The organism is Pseudoalteromonas simplex (assembly GCF_015278155.1).
In the GTDB taxonomy this organism is placed as follows: Bacteria; Pseudomonadota; Gammaproteobacteria; order Enterobacterales; family Alteromonadaceae; genus Pseudoalteromonas; species Pseudoalteromonas simplex.
This window is the reverse complement of record NZ_JADILN010000002.1, coordinates 415,473-431,527: the sequence shown is the minus strand read 5'-3', so window position 1 is coordinate 431,527 and position 16,055 is coordinate 415,473. Positions and strand designations below refer to the sequence as shown.

Below are 16,055 nucleotides of genomic sequence, written 5' to 3'. Positions count from 1 at the left end.
TTACACTCCAGCCGCTTTAAGGTTTTGAGTACCTTGATATAAGGTGAAGTCAGCGAGTTGGCCGTCAACAACTTGGATATTACGAGGTGCTCTGCGAGCAAGTTCAGGATCATGGGTAACCATGATGATAGTTGCGCCATCACGGTTGATTTGCTCAAGTAGCTCCATCACTTGACGCGCCATTAAACTATCTAAATTACCGGTTGGCTCATCGGCAAGTAAAAAGCGCGGTTCACCTGCAAGGGCTCTGGCAATAGCCACACGTTGTTGTTGACCACCAGAAAGTTGTTGCGGTAAGTGTTTAGCGCGTGAAGCTAAACCAACTTGCTCTAGGCATTGCTCGATTCGGCGCTTACGCTCGGCGGCTTTGATACCGCGATAACGCAGTGGTACTTCAATATTTTCATAGAGGTTCAAATCTGGAATAAGGTTAAAACCTTGGAAAATAAAACCAATTTTTTGATTACGAAGATCTGCACGCTGGTTGTCGTTTAGCTTACCCACGTCAATACCGTCTAACATGTATTGGCCTTCGCTAAAGGGTTCTAACATACCGGCGATGTTTAAAAATGTGGTTTTTCCTGAGCCACTTGGGCCCGTTACGGCAATAAATTCACCTTCTTCTACTTGAAGATTAAAGTCACGAAGGGCATGTGTTTGTACCATATCTGTTTGATACACTTTGCTGATGTTGTTCATTGTAAGCATGTTGATTATTCCTTTTATTTGTTAGCGTAAAACCAGTGTGGGTGCTTTTTTAAAGCGATCGTAGTTTGAGATAATTAACTTATCGCCAGGCTCTACGCCTTCAATTATCTCCACAGCATTGATACTGCTTGCACCGGTTTTTATATCGATTAAATAAGCCATGTCACCGTCAACCTTATAGGCATGGGTGCCACCTTGTTGTAAGAATGCGCCGCGTTTTATTTGTAATACATCGTCGCGATTCTCTAGTAAAATACGTGCAGTTAAGCGTTGGTTTTGGCGGATGCCAGAAATCTCATTGTCAAAGCGTACGCGGGTTGTGACCTCGCGGTTATTTACTTCAGGTGATATAGCCGAGAGCGTGCCTGTGACATGACGAGCACCTAAAGTAAGCTCAACTTGCATACCAAGACCCAGCTCATTGGCGTAGCTTTCTGGTACTTGCAGTTCTGCTTCAAAGTTACTTAAATCGACCAATGTCATTAATGGTTGGCTTTGTGTGACCGCTTCTTTTTGTTGCACTAATAAGTTACCCACAATGCCGCTTACACTCGCGGTAATAGTGAGTTCATTTACTTGTCTGAGTAAGTCATCAACAATCAGTTGCTGACGTGCCAGATCACGCTCTGCAGCTTTTAGCTCAAATGCGAGGGTGTCTTTAGCTAAGCTGACTTCTTGCTCGGCGTGCTTATAAGACAGCTTGGCACGAGCTAAGTCATCAACGGCTTTCTCTAAATCTATTTGGCTAATTAAATGTTTTTCGATTGAGATTTTAGCTCGGCGGTTTTCTCTATCTGCGGCATTGAGTTCAACTTGCGCTAAATCGAGCGCTTTAGTAAGGCTTAGTTTTTGTCTGCGCGCTTCAAGTTGCTTGCGCTGTAATTCGCCTTCTAATCGCGCTAATACTGATTGCTGCTGTTTTAGTTCGTTAGTTAGCTCAGGGCTGGTTACGGCTGCGATCACTTCATTTACTGTAACGCTGTCACCGGCTTTTACTTTTAAATCGACAAAGCCGCGTTCAGGGCTGTAAACCTTTGGCGCATTAGCTGCAACGATTTTACCGCTCGCAGCTACATCTCTGGTGAGTGTCTTTTGGCTTACTTCACTAATTTGTAGGCTTGCTGCATCAACCGAAATGCTGTCATCGTTACTGGCAAACAATGCTTGAAAGCCGAGTGCACCAACAAGTATTACACTTGCAGCTAGTATAAGTGGCTTTTTAATGGTGTTTTTCTTTGCCACGGTAATATCTTGGGCACTGGTATCCTTAATCATCATAACTCCTTACGATTCTCAAAACACACAATCATGAAGCCAACGGCAAGCATGGTAAGTGGAGAAGCCATAAACAAACTGATAGTGAACATTTTGAAATCCTCAATTTCGCTGATGTCTTATCTATACCAGTAGCGTGCCAGTTTTTAATTTATTGATTTTTAATTATTTTATGTTTTAACAGTGAGTTAATGTCTGTCCGCGGACAGAAAAAGTGTCCGCAGCGGACACTTTTAAATTGCTGATTGTTGACGCAAGGGTAAAGAACTCAGTCATTGCGACTAAGGTAGTCTGCAGATACGTAGTTTGTAACTATGCTAAAGCCAAGAGTAAATAATGATGCAGTTAGGCTAGTCGAGACCCTGTAAAAAACTGCATTGATATTCATAGTTTGAATAATTATTCAAAATAAAGCGCAGTTTACGTTAACGTAAAGTGGCGGGTTTTTAGATTGTTTTTTTACAAGTTGTTAAATTTGACACCAGTGTCATAAAAAAATAACGGGTAAAATACGACTAAATGTAAAAAAATAGCATAGAATTTAAAAAGTACCTTAAGTGAGAAATATTCATGAATATGAATATGTATTCAAAACTCTATTGACTCATGAGGTATTTGGCGATAGTTTTGTTCGTCTGCTAGCACTGTCACAAAAGACTGAACCGCTAGTCGTTGTAGCAAGGGGAGGGGTCTATGTTATACGACTCAAAATTAGAAAAAGATAATTGTGGCTTTGGCTTAATAGCCCAGGTCAATGGTCAGGCGAGTCACCGCTTGATTCGAACAGCAATCACTGGCTTAGATCGCATGGAGCACCGTGGGGGTATTTCTGCAGATGGTAAAACAGGTGATGGCTGTGGTTTATTAATGCAAAAACCTGATAGCTTCTTTCGTGCTATTGCCAGCGAACATGATTGGCATTTAGGAAAGAACTACGCCGTTGGCATGGTATTTTTAAATGCCGATCCTGTACTTGCGCAAACAGCTAAAGATGTGTTGAGTGAAGAACTCGAAAAAGAAACCTTGAGCATTCAAGGCTGGCGCGTAGTACCTACCGATGCGTCATGTTTAGGGCCAATTGCAAAAAAACAACTACCAGGCTTTGAACAAATTTTTGTAAGCGCACCAGAAGGCTGGCGTCCAAAAGATTTAGAACGTCGCTTGTATGTAGCGCGTCGTCGTGCTGAAAAACGCCTCGAAAACGATGAACATTTTTATATTGCCAGCTTATCTGGTTTAGTTACTGTCTATAAAGGCTTAATGATGCCTGTAGACTTACCTAACTTTTATTTAGACCTAGCTGACATCCGCATGACCAGTGCGATTTGTGTATTCCACCAACGTTTCTCTACTAATACACAACCTCGTTGGCCACTGGCGCAACCATTCCGCTATCTAGCACATAATGGTGAAATTAATACGATTCAAGGTAACCGCCAATGGGCTCGTGCCCGTGCGTATAAGTTTGCCTCACCACTTATTCCTGATTTGCAATCAGCAGCACCATTCGTGAACGAAAGTGGCTCTGACTCTTCAAGTTTAGATAATATGCTTGAATTGTTCTTAGCCGGTGGCATGGATTTATTCCGTGCAATGCGTATGCTTGTGCCGCCAGCATGGCAAAAAAACCGTGCTATGGATGATGATCTACGTGCATTCTACGACTTTAACTCAATGCATATGGAACCATGGGATGGCCCAGCTGGTATTGTCATGTCTGACGGTCGTTTTGCTGCTTGTAACCTTGACCGTAACGGTTTACGCCCAGCGCGTTATGTAATTACCCAAGATGGTTTTATTACCCTTGCATCAGAAGTCGGTATTTGGGACTACGCGCCAGACGAAGTGGTTGAAAAAGGCCGTGTTGGCCCAGGTGAGTTATTAGTTATTGATACTCATCAAGGTAAAATTTGGCATTCAGATGAGATTGACCAAGATCTTAAGTCACGCCATCCATATAAAGCATGGCTTGAAGCAAACGTTAAGCGTTTAACGCCATTTGAACAGTTATCTGAAAAAGATGCCGGTAACCGTTCTTTTGATGACGAAACACTGCTTAAGTATCAAAAAATGTTTGGCTACACCAACGAAGAGCTTGATAGTGTAATTCGTGTAATGGGTGAAAATGGTCAAGAAGCAACAGGTTCAATGGGTGATGACACGCCATTTGCGGTACTGTCAGAAGGCCATCGCTCACTGTTTGATTATTTCCGACAAAAATTTGCGCAAGTAACCAATCCACCAATTGACCCACTTCGTGAAAATCACGTTATGTCACTGGCAACCTGTATTGGTAGTGAGCAAAACGTATTTAACGAAACAACCGGCCACGCTAAGCGTTTACAGTTTGATACGCCGATTTTGATGTACGCTGATATGCAACAGCTGATCAATGCTGACGATGAGCATTACAGCTACTGTAAAATTGATATCACTTACACACAAGAAGAAGGCTTAGAAAAAGCAATCACACGTATTTGTGATGAAGCACAAGAAAAAGCAGCGTCAGGCTGTGTCATGCTTATTTTAAGTGATCGTAACTTTAGCGAAACGCATTTGCCGATCCCGGCTGCGATGGCGGTTGGTTCAATTCAAAGGCGTTTAGTCGATAATAACTTACGTTGTGAATCTAATATCATCATCGAATCGGGTAGTGTCCGTGATGCGCATCAGTTTGCGGTATTACTTGGTTTTGGTGCAACGGCAATTTATCCGTACCTTGCATATGAATCATTAGTTGCAATGAGTGACAAAAAGATTTTAAACAAGAGCTATTGCGAAGTAACGCTTGCTTATCGTAATGCGATCAACAAGGGTCTGTATAAAATCATGTCGAAAATGGGGATCAGTACTGTCGCTTCGTACCGCTGCTCGATGTTATTTGAGGCAGTTGGTTTATCAGATGCGGTTGTAGAAACCTGTTTTACCGGTGTAGCTAGTCGTATCAAAGGGGCGTGTTTTACTGATTTTGATGATGACCAACGTAAACTTCATAAGCTGGCATTTAGTAAACGTAAGTTATTAAGTCATGGTGGCTTACTAAAATATGTTCACGGTGGTGAGTACCATGCTTATAACCCAGATGTTATTCAAACACTGCAAAAGGCAGTACGCTCTGGGGATTATAAAGACTACTTGGCTTATGCTGATTTAGTAAATAACCGTCCGATCACCAATTTACGTGACATGTTGGCGGTGAAAATTCCTGAAAGCGGTGTGAGTGTTGATGACGTAGAGCCAGCAACTGAGCTTTACAAACGTTTTGACTCTGCTGCAATGAGTATTGGTGCATTATCGCCAGAAGCACATGAAGCACTCGCGATTGCAATGAACCGCTTAGGGGGTTGTTCAAACTCTGGTGAAGGTGGTGAAGACAAGCTTCGCTACGGTACAGAGAAAAACTCACGTATTAAGCAAGTTGCTTCGGGCCGTTTTGGTGTTACACCACATTACTTACGTAGCGCTGATGTCATTCAGATTAAAGTGGCGCAAGGTGCAAAACCAGGTGAGGGTGGTCAATTACCGGGTGAAAAAGTAACGCCGTATATTGCAAAATTACGTTACTCAGTGCCAGGTGTGACCTTGATTTCGCCTCCGCCGCATCACGATATTTACTCGATTGAAGATTTAGCCCAGCTTATTTTCGATTTAAAACAAGTAAACCCAGATGCACTGATCTCGGTGAAACTCGTTTCTGAGCCGGGTGTAGGTACTATCGCAACTGGCGTAGCTAAAGCCTATGCAGATTTAATTACCATTGCTGGTTATGACGGTGGCACAGGTGCAAGCCCGCTTACCTCTGTTAAGTATGCAGGTAGCCCTTGGGAGCTTGGTCTTGCTGAAACCCAGCAAGCGCTGGTAGAAAATGGTTTACGTCACCGTATTCGTTTGCAAACAGATGGTGGTCTTAAAACGGGTCTAGATATCATTAAGGCGGCTATTTTAGGTGCTGAAAGCTTTGGCTTTGGTACTGGCCCTATGGTGGCACTTGGTTGTAAATATTTACGTATTTGTCACTTAAACAACTGTGCGACTGGTGTTGCAACGCAAGACGATACGCTGCGCCAAAAGCATTATCATGGCCTACCAGAAATGGCGATGAACTATTTTAAGTTTATAGCCGAAGAAGCTCGCCAAATTATGGCAAGTTTAGGTGTAACTCGTTTAACAGATTTAATTGGTCGTTTGGACTTACTTGAAGCAATCGAAGGCAACACAGAGAAACAAAAGAAAGTCGATCTGTCGTCTGTGATTGCTGTGCCTAACAACCCAACGGGTGAAACACTGTATTGTAGTGCGCCAAATAGCTCACACTACTTAGGTCAGCTAAATGAAACCTTGCTTGAAAAAGCTAAACAAGCAATTGATGAAAAATCAGGTATCTCACTGGTTAACCGTATTTGCAATACAGACCGTTCAGTGGGCGCTATGTTATCTGGCTATATCGCTTCTAAACACGGTAACCAAGGTATGGCTGCTGATCCTGTCTCTGTTGAGCTTCATGGTACAGCGGGTCAGTCATTTGGTGTATGGAATGCGGGTGGCCTTGAAATGACACTGGTTGGTGATGCCAATGACTATGTTGGTAAAGGCATGGCTGGCGGTAAGCTAGTAATTCGCCCACCGCTGGGTTCATCGTTTGAAAGCCACAAAGCGACCATTGCCGGTAATACCTGTTTATATGGTGCAACAGGCGGTAAGTTATTTGCTGCAGGCTGTGCCGGTGAGCGTTTTGCAGTGCGTAACTCAGGCGTTCAAGCGGTTGTAGAAGGTGTTGGTGACAATGGCTGTGAATACATGACAGGTGGTGTGGTTTGCGTACTTGGCAAAGTAGGTATTAACTTTGGTGCAGGTATGACAGGGGGATTTGCGTATATTCTTGATGAGGGCAACGACTTTGAAAAACGCATTAACCCTGAGCTTGTTGAAATTGTTACCCTTGAAGGGTTAGCGTCACATCAAGAACATTTACGCGGCCTCATTGCTGAGCATTTAGAGCTTACCGGCTCAAATCGCGCTGAGCAGATTTTAGCTAACTTCGATTTATACATGCCAATGTTTAAATTAGTTAAGCCAAAATCTAGTGATGTAAAAAGTTTACTCGGACACCGAGCGCGCAGTAGCGCAGAGCTTCGTGTTCAGGCTCAGTAAGGGGGTAGTATGAGCGAAAATGTATACCAGTTTATCGATGTACAACGTGTTGATCCGCGTAAAAAGCCAATTTCAGCACGTAAACAATCTTTCGTAGAAATCTACGAGCCGTTTTCTGAGACACAAGTTAACTCACAGGCGGATCGCTGTTTAGATTGTGGTAATCCGTACTGTGAATGGAAATGCCCAGTGCATAACTATATTCCACAATGGTTAAAACTCATTCGTACTGGCCGTATTTTAGAAGCGGCAGAGCTGTCTCACCGTACAAACAGCTTACCAGAGGTGTGTGGACGAGTTTGTCCACAAGATCGCTTGTGTGAAGGCTCTTGCACACTTGAAGAAGAGTTTGGTGCTGTCACTATCGGTAATATCGAAAAGTACATCACTGATACGGCATTTAAAATGGGCTGGAAACCAGATATGTCGTATGTGGTATGGTCTGACAAAAAAGTGGCTATCATTGGTGCAGGTCCAGCGGGCTTAGGTTGTGCGGATATTTTAGTACGTAACGGTGTTAAGCCTGTGGTGTTTGACCGTCACCCAGAAATCGGTGGCCTTCTTACGTTTGGTATTCCTTCATTTAAGCTTGAAAAAGAAGTAATGCAAAAGCGTCGTGAAATTTTTACGGAAATGGGTGTCGAGTTTAAGCTAAACACTGAAGTTGGCGTTGACATTACCCTTGATGAAATTTTGGCTGAATATGATGCCGTATTCTTAGGGGTGGGTACCTATCAAAGTATGCGTGCAGGCCTTGAGAATGAAGATGCAGAGGGTGTGTTTGATGCACTGCCGTTTTTAATTGGTAACACTAACCGTGTTATGGGCTATGCAGAAGACAAGCAAGCTTATATTGATATGGCGAACGAAAAAGTCGTTGTATTAGGCGGTGGTGATACAGCAATGGACTGTGTGAGAACCTCTATTCGTCAAGGGGCTACACAGGTTACTTGTGCATATCGTCGTGACGAAGAAAACATGCCAGGCTCAAAGCGCGAAGTTAAAAATGCCCGTGAAGAGGGCGTTGAGTTTACCTTTAACGTTCAGCCAAAAGGCATTGTGGTTGATGAGCAAGGTAAAGTTGCTGGCGTTAAGATGGTGAAAACCCAACTTGGTGAGCCGGACGAAAATGGTCGTCGTCGTGCTGAAGAAGTTGCGGGTTCTGAGCATGTTATTGAAGCAACTAAAGTGCTCATGGCGTTTGGTTTTAAACCTCATAAAATGGATTGGTTAGAACCGTACGGTGTTGAAATCAATCATTGGGGTGGTATCAATGCACCAGAAAAAGGTGAATTTACTCACCAAACAACCAACCCTAAGATTTTTGCCGGTGGCGATATTGTCCGCGGTTCAGATTTAGTGGTAACGGCTATTTTCGAAGGCCGAAATGCCGCGGAAGGGATTATGGATTATTTAGGCGTTTAATTCTAAGGCGCCATTCAACACTTTTAAAAGCAAGCTACCGAGCTTGCTTTTTTATTGCCTATCATTTTATTGATACGAAAATTTAACCTAGTTTTAGAAAAATAATGAAAAAATAGCGCTTATTACCTAAAATCTAGGAATGAATCTAACTGTTGAACAGAAAAAATTCATTATTTCGTACTAACTCCATATTTGCTCCATATTGTTGCGTTTTAATATTTAGTAGAGGCAGAAGCCCATCTTAATATTTGATGCTAACAACATGGATAAAAAGAAAATGTTTTGCGAACACACAAATGACGAGCAGTTAAGCTTTTTTCAGCCAAATTCGAAATCTGAAAATGATTTACTCAATGAGGTTATGAATAGTGAAGATCTGCACGATATTCTGACTATGGTTTTATTAGATGAAACCTTATCAGATACGCTTAAAGCGATGGTGAAGCAACAACTTAGAACAATAAAAAAAATATAAACGGAAATAGAAATGCCGCAGATATTAGTCGTTGAAGACGACTTAGATATTGCAGAACAAGTGCTGTTGTTCTTCAATGCATCTGGCTTTACCACTCACCACATCACTAATGGCAGTGCTGTGGTGTCGTGGGTTAAAGAAAATAATCCAGATGCGATAATTTTAGATGTAATGTTACCTAATTTAGATGGCGTGGAGTGCATGAAGCAGATCCGCGCTTTTTCTATGGTACCTATTATTATGGTAACTGCTAAAGTTGAAGAGGCTGATAGGCTAAAAGGGCTAGAACATGGTGCCGATGACTATGTTTGTAAACCTTTTAGCGGCGCAGAGCTGGTGATGCGTGTTAAAGCTATTTTAAGGCGTTGTGCGTCAGCACCTAGTACCGATGTAGTAGTGCAAGCGACTGATGCAATTTGCTTAATAGAAGATGCGCTTGAAGTTGAAATTAAAGGTGTCTCTTTAGGTTTAACAAAAGTGGAATTTGACGTATTTAAACTTTTGTACAAAGCCCCAAAGCGTGTTTTTTCTAGGCAGCAGATACTTGACCATATCCAACCAAACAACTTTGATATTACCGATCGGGTAATCGACAGCCATATTAAAAATATTCGCAAAAAGCTTAAGAGTTTAGATTTCTCTCCTAAGATAGTCGCTTCCGTTTATGGTGCTGGCTATCGCTATGATGAACGTCAAATCAATTGATTTGGCGTTCATCGCTTTCTAAATTACATACTGTTCGATCACCTTTTCGAATCGAATGGCTAAACACATACACTGATAATTCCCTCGTTTTGATATCTTGCCAAATGCGTTTGCTAGCCACAGGGCATAAAGCGTAATGTAAATATTGACTCAAAGCTTCACCTTCTAGAGCAATTTTGCTTGGCGTTTGCACATACACCTGAATTGCATCAGATGAGTAGTTAATTTTATTTAAGCGCCATTGCCCCAGTAAAAACTGTTTGGCAAAAAATTGCGAGATACGCTGTTTCGCAGCTGCAGATAACGGTGGATACTCTTTCGGTTTTTCATAACTCGCATAATAAAACCCAGCACTCAATAGCACACAAGCAAGCGCGGCGCAGATAGGAAAAGGTGATTTTTTGGCTTTTTTAACTTTGCTTTGGCGGTGTTTACGCTCAACAGATTTTGCCCATTGAGCATGCTTTAATGACTCTGACATGGTTCCATTCCACAGTAGTTTATTATGCTATTTAAGCAATAAAATATGGTGGAAAAATGGAGAAGCTTATTTATTGCTTAAAGGCAGTAAAATTCGGATACATAATCCACCCGACTTACCCGGTAATGCACTGATACTGCCAGACATTAATTCGACAAAACTCTGGCAAATTGATAGCCCCAAACCTGAGCCTCCTGATGCGCGGCTTCGAGATTCTTCAACACGATATAAACGGTCAAAGAGTTTGCCTATATGGGCTTTACCTACTCCCGGAGAAGTATCATCGACTTGAATAAACAGCTCTTGCTTGTTAGTTCTCACTTTGAGCCGAACATGACCTGGGCTGTCGGTATATAGGCAGGCATTAGTAAAAATATTATTAAGGATCTGATCGAGCTTTTGTTTATCTACCGTGATCTCAACATCATTAGCAATAATAATGTCTGAAAAAAATGTCAGGTGGTGGCTGCGAACATAATGACGCATGTCTTGCTCGTACTCAGCAAAGACATTTGCAGCATTTAAGCGTTGGAGATTTAGCGCGAGAGTTTTGTTTTCTGCTTGAGATAACTGATACACATCTGAAATTAGGTTGTTAAGTTGCGCTATTTTGCCATTAATCTTGCTATAGGCTAGATCGCGGTTTTCTTGAATATCGAGCTCAAGTGCTTCTATATGCAGTTTTAATACGCTTAAAGGGGTGCGTAATTCATGGGATATATCAGCAAGCATTTTGTCTTTTTCAAGCAGGTTATATTGATAAAGTTTTGCTTTAAATAGCGCTTTTCGATGCTTGAAGTAATAAAGCACGAGCGCAAGAGTCGTGAACAACAAAACAATACCCGCAGACAATAACCAAATCTGTTTTTCTAGTCGTTGGTTATTCATTTGTGCAGTAGTGAGCTTATTTTTTTGCACTTCATCATCAATACGTTGCTGTTGCTCGATTGCTGTTAATTGCTTTTTGTTTTTTTCAACGGCTTGATTTAAATGTTCTTCAAACAAAGACTCGGCCAGTTTATTTTCAAGCTTCAATTGCTCAGTTGCGAGTTTGTAGTCACCGATAAGTTCGGCATAAACTGCGGTGTAGCCATGCAGCTTTTTATTTAGTAACCGATTATCAATTCCTTCGATAAGTTCTTTTGAACGACTTAAATAGAGGTCAATCAATTGCGAGTTCTTAAGTGGCAGGTGGAGTTCAATTAAATTGAAATATGAATATATTTGACTCAATGCTGAGCCAGATTTAAGTGCTGCTCTGAGGCCTGAATCTGCACTACTTAAAGCCATATGTTTATTTTCGAGCTTTAAATATAGTTGCATTAGCGTATGCTTTGCTGTTGCCATACCTTCATAAGCATTTAAATCAGCTAAGCGTGAGTAGGCATTTTTTAATAAGGGCAAAGCTTGCTCATAGTCACCACGTTTATAAACTAACTTTGCCAACTGTAAGCTGGTATCTGCAATGTTTATTTGATTTTTTGTTTTAATATCAAACTCAAGTGCTTTTTTGTAGAAGTATTCAGACTGAGCAAGATCATCTAGGCGATGAGAAAGGTTTGCTAAAATATAAAAATTGGTGGCGATTAACTCATTATCTTTACTGCCAATTAAAAGCTTTTGTGCTTTTAATTGCTGAAACATAGACTGGTCTAGATCATTCAACGTGTCATATAAGGTACCCAGATTACTATGGCTTTGTGCCTGTTTGTTTTTATCCTTTAACTCGTAAGCTAGTTTGAGTGCTGTCATATAATGCTGCTGAGCTTGGGTCGTTTTAACTTGACGTCTGTAATTGATACCAAGCTCTTTTTGGATTTGATAATGCTCTTCTTTGGATAACTCAGCAATATGCTGTAAAGGTAAAAGTAACTCTATTGCAGCCTCGTATTGCCCTTGTTTTCTTAATATGGGGGCTTTTATCAAATCAATCGTTGATTTTGCGACAGGCGTGTTCTTGCTTTGTAGTTGTTCAATTAACAATAGTGCTTTTTTTAGGTTTCCTTTCTGCTCTAAGGCAAATATTTCTTCTATCTGCGGTATGTGATCTGTATTAGCCATACAAGGAAGAGAAAGAAGAGCAAGAATTAAAGTTACAGTTAGCTTCATTAAATATTTCGGTGACCAAGTTTGCCGTTATGCTACTGAGAAAATGTGTGGAAAATATGGAGCAGTAAGAATATTAAAACATTGAGAATATAGAAAATCAGAAGTTATTAGCCATTGTCAATACTAAAGTGTGTTTTACATAATTGGTGCTAATTGTTATGTCTGTTTTTATAATAAATCGAGACAAATCAGTAATTTCTGATTGTGTTTGAACTGTAGCGAAATAAAATTATTGCGTACAAAATTTAAACGTAATGGCCTGATGCTAAAGCAGTAATTTAATTATTTTTATTAATTATTTTAGTTAGTCGGCCTAATTTTTAGGTGTAATAATATGAAAAAATCGCTACTTTCAGTTCTTGCAGTCACAAGTGCTTTATCTACAAATGTAGTCGCTAATGAATGTACGGGTGAGTTGTATGGAATTAATTCTGGTCGCGGCCATCTAGGCATTGTTTTTTCTTTAAATGAGCAAGAGCAAACAGCCGCTATTCACTCAAAAGCAAAGTTTTCTTCTGCTGCTATGGCCTATGATAGTGCAAGGGATCGATTATATTATGTTTCAGCTCCTCGACCGCTAACTTACAAACTTGATCCTAGTGATTTGAACTTATCTGAAGATGAGTTAAAAGATCTGCCAATTAAGGGGGCTAAATACAAATATACTCAGCTTGCTTATGTTGATATGGCAACTGGTGAACACACAGTAGTTTCTCGATCTAATCCAATGACTCGACTGGCTTATGACGCTAATACTGACATGATGTATGGCTCTAAAGGAAGCAAGTTATATACTGTTGATCCTGTATCAGGAAAAACTACATTACTTGGTAACTTAACTGGCTATGGCGACAGCTCAGATATTTTACGCGGTGATATGGTTTTTAAAGATGGCCAACTATTTTTGATCAGTGCTACGAGTATTTTTTCCGTTAATTTGAACACATTGGAGTTAACGAAAAAATCAGAGCATGGCTTAATTGCTGTTACAGGTGCTGCGCTTGATCAAAATGGTGAGCTATTAATTTCTAGAGAAATTATAAACGATCAAGGTCACTATAATACTACCAAGTTATATAAAGCATCGATTGAGACTGGCAAAACGTGTGCAATGGGAACCTACCCGATGCGCATAAATGATTTGGCGCTAAATACAGCAAAACCAGTTGCTTGCTATGCTCAAGCTACATGTAGTGTAGAGCCAGACTCTTTTGTTGTTACAAGTATTGATATGCAAAGAAAAGCAACGTGGCAAAATTATACACTAAATGGTCACTTGATGGATAAACCACTTGCGAAGCTTTTAAGTACAGAAAACTTTGGTGAACAGGGAACTGTTTATAAAACAGTATCTGTAAATCATGATTTTGCAGCGGCAAATTCGATTACTGAAGCTGCGATAGATGCTTATGGCACCGATGTTTTCTTTATTGGTAGTTTCCACAAAAGCGACTTCACAGACAGCGAATTAAATGAAGCTTACAACTGGTCTAAAAAGCAGGGAAATGTTGTAATCATCGCAGCAGATTCTGATATGCCAGATGAAAAAGTATATGCTAAATGGGGCTATACAGTAACTCGCAATGGTTATGTTGATGGTCCAAATACACAAAACCCAGAAGGAGTGGGTAGTGCAGCTCAAGAGGCAATCTTTGCAGGACCATTTGGTGAAGTATCTCGCTTTTTCCAAGCTGGTGGCGCAAAAGGCTACTTCTCTGAAATGCCTTCAGGGACTCAAGTCTTAGCTGTAAATCAGGATGGCTTGCCTACAATTGTTTTAGATGCTGCAACAGGCGACATAATACTTGCTGATAGCGGTATGCTGACAACACAAAATAAAGAAGACAACTTTACTGATGGTACCGAGGTATCGAGCATGTCAGACCGTTTATTTATGAACTTAATCAATTATGCGAGTGAAATCGATTAATTGTAATTTTAGACGCTAATTGAAATCGCGAGGCTTATGGCCTCGCGATTTTGTTTGTGAGTTTTATACCAATTTCGTTCAAAATTCTAAGGAGGATAGTAATAAAGTTGAACAGGAAGTGAGTTATTTTTACATTGAAAGGAATTTAAAATGAAAAAGTTTTTATTATCTACAGTTAGCCTTTTAGGCTTAATACCTGCTGGCCTTAGTGCGTCTGAATGTACGGGTGAGTTATATGGAATCAACTCAGGGAGAGGGAGCTCGGGCTTCGTTTTTTCTTTAGATGAGCAAGCGCAAACGGCTAACATTCATTCTGCTGCAAAGTTCTCATCCGCAGCAATGGCTTTTGATAGCTATCGAAATAGACTCTATTATGTTTCAGCCCCAAGACCTTTAACTTATAAACTGGATACGAGTGTTCTCAACTTATCAGATGAAGAGTTAAATGATCTGCCTATAAAAGCCGACAAGTATCGATTTACACAACTCGCCTATGTTGATATGTCTACAGGCAAACACACTGTAGTGGCACGTACTAACCCTATGACCCGTCTTGCTTATGACCCTAACAAAGACGTTATTTATGGCTCTAAAGGGAGTAAGCTTTACCAGGTTGCTATTGATTCAGGTGAAACTCAGTTCTTAGGCAATATGAAGGGCTACGATAGTAGTTCAGATATTCTGCGTGGCGACATGGTTGTTAAAAATGGTGAGGTTTACCTCATCTCTGCCACAAGCATTTTTTTATTGGATCCGGAAACACTGGAGTTAACAAAAAAATCTGAACATGGTTTAACGACGGTAACAGGTGCTGCTCTAAATCAAAATGACGAATTGGTAATTTCCCGTGAAGTCATTAATGATCAAGGTAATTTTAATATTACTAAATTATATAAAGCATCAATCGAAACAGGTAAAACATGCACATTGGGGACATACCCAGTGCGAATAAACGATTTAGCACTAAATACTCTAAAGCCTGTTGCATGTTATGCGCAGCCTACTTGTAGTACAGGAGTAGAGTCGCTTGTAATTACGAGTATTGATAAGCAAAGAAAGGCACAATGGCAAAACTACACATTAAACGCTTACTTGTTTGATTTACCGATGGCTAAACTTGCAAGCCCAGAAAATTTTGGTGAAAGTGGGGTTGTAGCTAAATCAGTATCGGTTAATCATGATTTTGCGGCATCAGGCTCAATTACTCAGGAAGCGATTGAAAGCTATAACACTGATATCTTCTTTATGGGTAGTTTTTACAACAGTGATTTTACTGAAACAGAAATTGCAGAGCTATATAATTGGTCAGAGAAGAAAGGAAATGTTGTCATCATAGCATCAGATTCCGATATGACTGACGAGAAGGTGTATTCAAAGTGGGGTTATACAGTAACCAGAGAAGGCTACAAAGATGGACCAAATACCCAAAACCCAGAAGGTTTAAACTCTCAAATACAACAAGCTATATTTGCAGGTCCTTTTGGAGAGGTTACACGCTTTTATCAGGCCGGTGGTTCAAAGGGATACTTCTCAGTAATGCCAGAAGAAAGCCAAGTGTTAGCTGTCAATCCAGATGGCTTACCGACAGTGGTTTTTGACTTGAAATCGGGTGATATATTACTCGCAGATAATGCAATTATTAACTCTCAAAATAAAGTTGGTAATTATACCAATGGTACCGGAGTTAGTAGTATGACAGACCGTTTATTTATGAATTTGATATATTTAGCTAGCGAAATCGAATAACGCTAATCAGCAAATAAGAACTAAAATCGCGAAACGTGCTGTTTCGCGAT

General features: G+C 40.6%; 10 protein-coding genes. 6 read left to right on the top strand and 4 right to left on the bottom strand.

What is annotated here, in order from left to right:
- Together IRQ78_RS05765 and IRQ78_RS05760 are read right to left on the bottom strand one after the other, a co-directional pair.
- The gene (locus IRQ78_RS05765) at positions 1 to 708 is read right to left on the bottom strand and encodes an ABC transporter ATP-binding protein (protein ID WP_054551528.1); all 708 of its coding nucleotides are present in this window, start codon (positions 706 to 708) and stop codon (positions 1 to 3) included.
- A 21-nt stretch (positions 709 to 729) separates the two neighbouring features.
- A complete protein-coding gene (locus IRQ78_RS05760; RefSeq protein ID WP_194441729.1) occupies positions 730 to 1,983 on the bottom strand; it encodes an efflux RND transporter periplasmic adaptor subunit in 1,254 nt (417 codons plus the stop codon).
- Between the two features lie 693 nt (positions 1,984 to 2,676).
- Here IRQ78_RS05760 and gltB point away from each other — a divergent pair.
- From gltB to IRQ78_RS05740, 4 genes are all read left to right on the top strand, one after another.
- Positions 2,677 to 7,134 carry a glutamate synthase large subunit gene (gltB, locus tag IRQ78_RS05755; RefSeq protein ID WP_194441590.1) on the top strand — a complete coding sequence of 1,486 codons (4,458 nt, stop codon included), beginning with the start codon at positions 2,677 to 2,679 and terminating at the stop codon, positions 7,132 to 7,134.
- Between the two features lie 9 nt (positions 7,135 to 7,143).
- A complete protein-coding gene (locus IRQ78_RS05750; RefSeq protein WP_194441589.1) occupies positions 7,144 to 8,559 on the top strand; it encodes an FAD-dependent oxidoreductase in 1,416 nt (471 codons plus the stop codon).
- A gap of 262 nt (positions 8,560 to 8,821) precedes the next feature.
- A complete protein-coding gene (locus IRQ78_RS05745; RefSeq protein WP_228290467.1) occupies positions 8,822 to 9,034 on the top strand; it encodes a hypothetical protein in 213 nt (70 codons plus the stop codon).
- Between the two features lie 12 nt (positions 9,035 to 9,046).
- A complete protein-coding gene (locus tag IRQ78_RS05740) occupies positions 9,047 to 9,739 on the top strand; it encodes a response regulator (RefSeq protein WP_187489313.1) in 693 nt (230 codons plus the stop codon).
- On the opposite strand, the gene IRQ78_RS05735 is transcribed toward IRQ78_RS05740, so the two are convergent.
- Positions 9,732 to 10,220: a hypothetical protein gene (locus tag IRQ78_RS05735; RefSeq protein ID WP_194441588.1), complete on the bottom strand. Its 489-nt coding sequence runs from the start codon at positions 10,218 to 10,220 to the stop codon at positions 9,732 to 9,734. The genes IRQ78_RS05740 and IRQ78_RS05735 overlap by 8 nt on opposite strands.
- 66 nt (positions 10,221 to 10,286) lie before the next feature.
- Entirely contained in the window at positions 10,287 to 12,329 is a 2,043-nt protein-coding gene (locus tag IRQ78_RS05730) for an ATP-binding protein (protein WP_194441587.1), read from the bottom strand.
- A gap of 334 nt (positions 12,330 to 12,663) precedes the next feature.
- On the opposite strand from IRQ78_RS05730, the gene IRQ78_RS05725 reads away from it, so the two are divergent.
- Positions 12,664 to 14,259: a hypothetical protein gene (locus IRQ78_RS05725; protein WP_138615983.1), complete on the top strand. Its 1,596-nt coding sequence runs from the start codon at positions 12,664 to 12,666 to the stop codon at positions 14,257 to 14,259.
- Positions 14,260 to 14,409: 150 nt separating this feature from the next.
- Positions 14,410 to 16,005: a hypothetical protein gene (locus IRQ78_RS05720; protein ID WP_194441586.1), complete on the top strand. Its 1,596-nt coding sequence runs from the start codon at positions 14,410 to 14,412 to the stop codon at positions 16,003 to 16,005.
- The last annotated feature ends 50 nt before the right edge of the window (positions 16,006 to 16,055 follow it).

Coding starts and splice junctions, on each gene's coding strand:
- IRQ78_RS05765 (WP_054551528.1), bottom strand. CDS start 708: ATGCTTACAATGAACAACATCAGCAAAGTGTATCAAACAGATATGGTA.
- IRQ78_RS05760 (WP_194441729.1), bottom strand. CDS start 1,983: ATGATTAAGGATACCAGTGCCCAAGATATTACCGTGGCAAAGAAAAAC.
- gltB (WP_194441590.1), top strand. CDS start 2,677: ATGTTATACGACTCAAAATTAGAAAAAGATAATTGTGGCTTTGGCTTA.
- IRQ78_RS05750 (WP_194441589.1), top strand. CDS start 7,144: ATGAGCGAAAATGTATACCAGTTTATCGATGTACAACGTGTTGATCCG.
- IRQ78_RS05745 (WP_228290467.1), top strand. CDS start 8,822: ATGGATAAAAAGAAAATGTTTTGCGAACACACAAATGACGAGCAGTTA.
- IRQ78_RS05740 (WP_187489313.1), top strand. CDS start 9,047: ATGCCGCAGATATTAGTCGTTGAAGACGACTTAGATATTGCAGAACAA.
- IRQ78_RS05735 (WP_194441588.1), bottom strand. CDS start 10,220: ATGTCAGAGTCATTAAAGCATGCTCAATGGGCAAAATCTGTTGAGCGT.
- IRQ78_RS05730 (WP_194441587.1), bottom strand. CDS start 12,329: ATGAAGCTAACTGTAACTTTAATTCTTGCTCTTCTTTCTCTTCCTTGT.
- IRQ78_RS05725 (WP_138615983.1), top strand. CDS start 12,664: ATGAAAAAATCGCTACTTTCAGTTCTTGCAGTCACAAGTGCTTTATCT.
- IRQ78_RS05720 (WP_194441586.1), top strand. CDS start 14,410: ATGAAAAAGTTTTTATTATCTACAGTTAGCCTTTTAGGCTTAATACCT.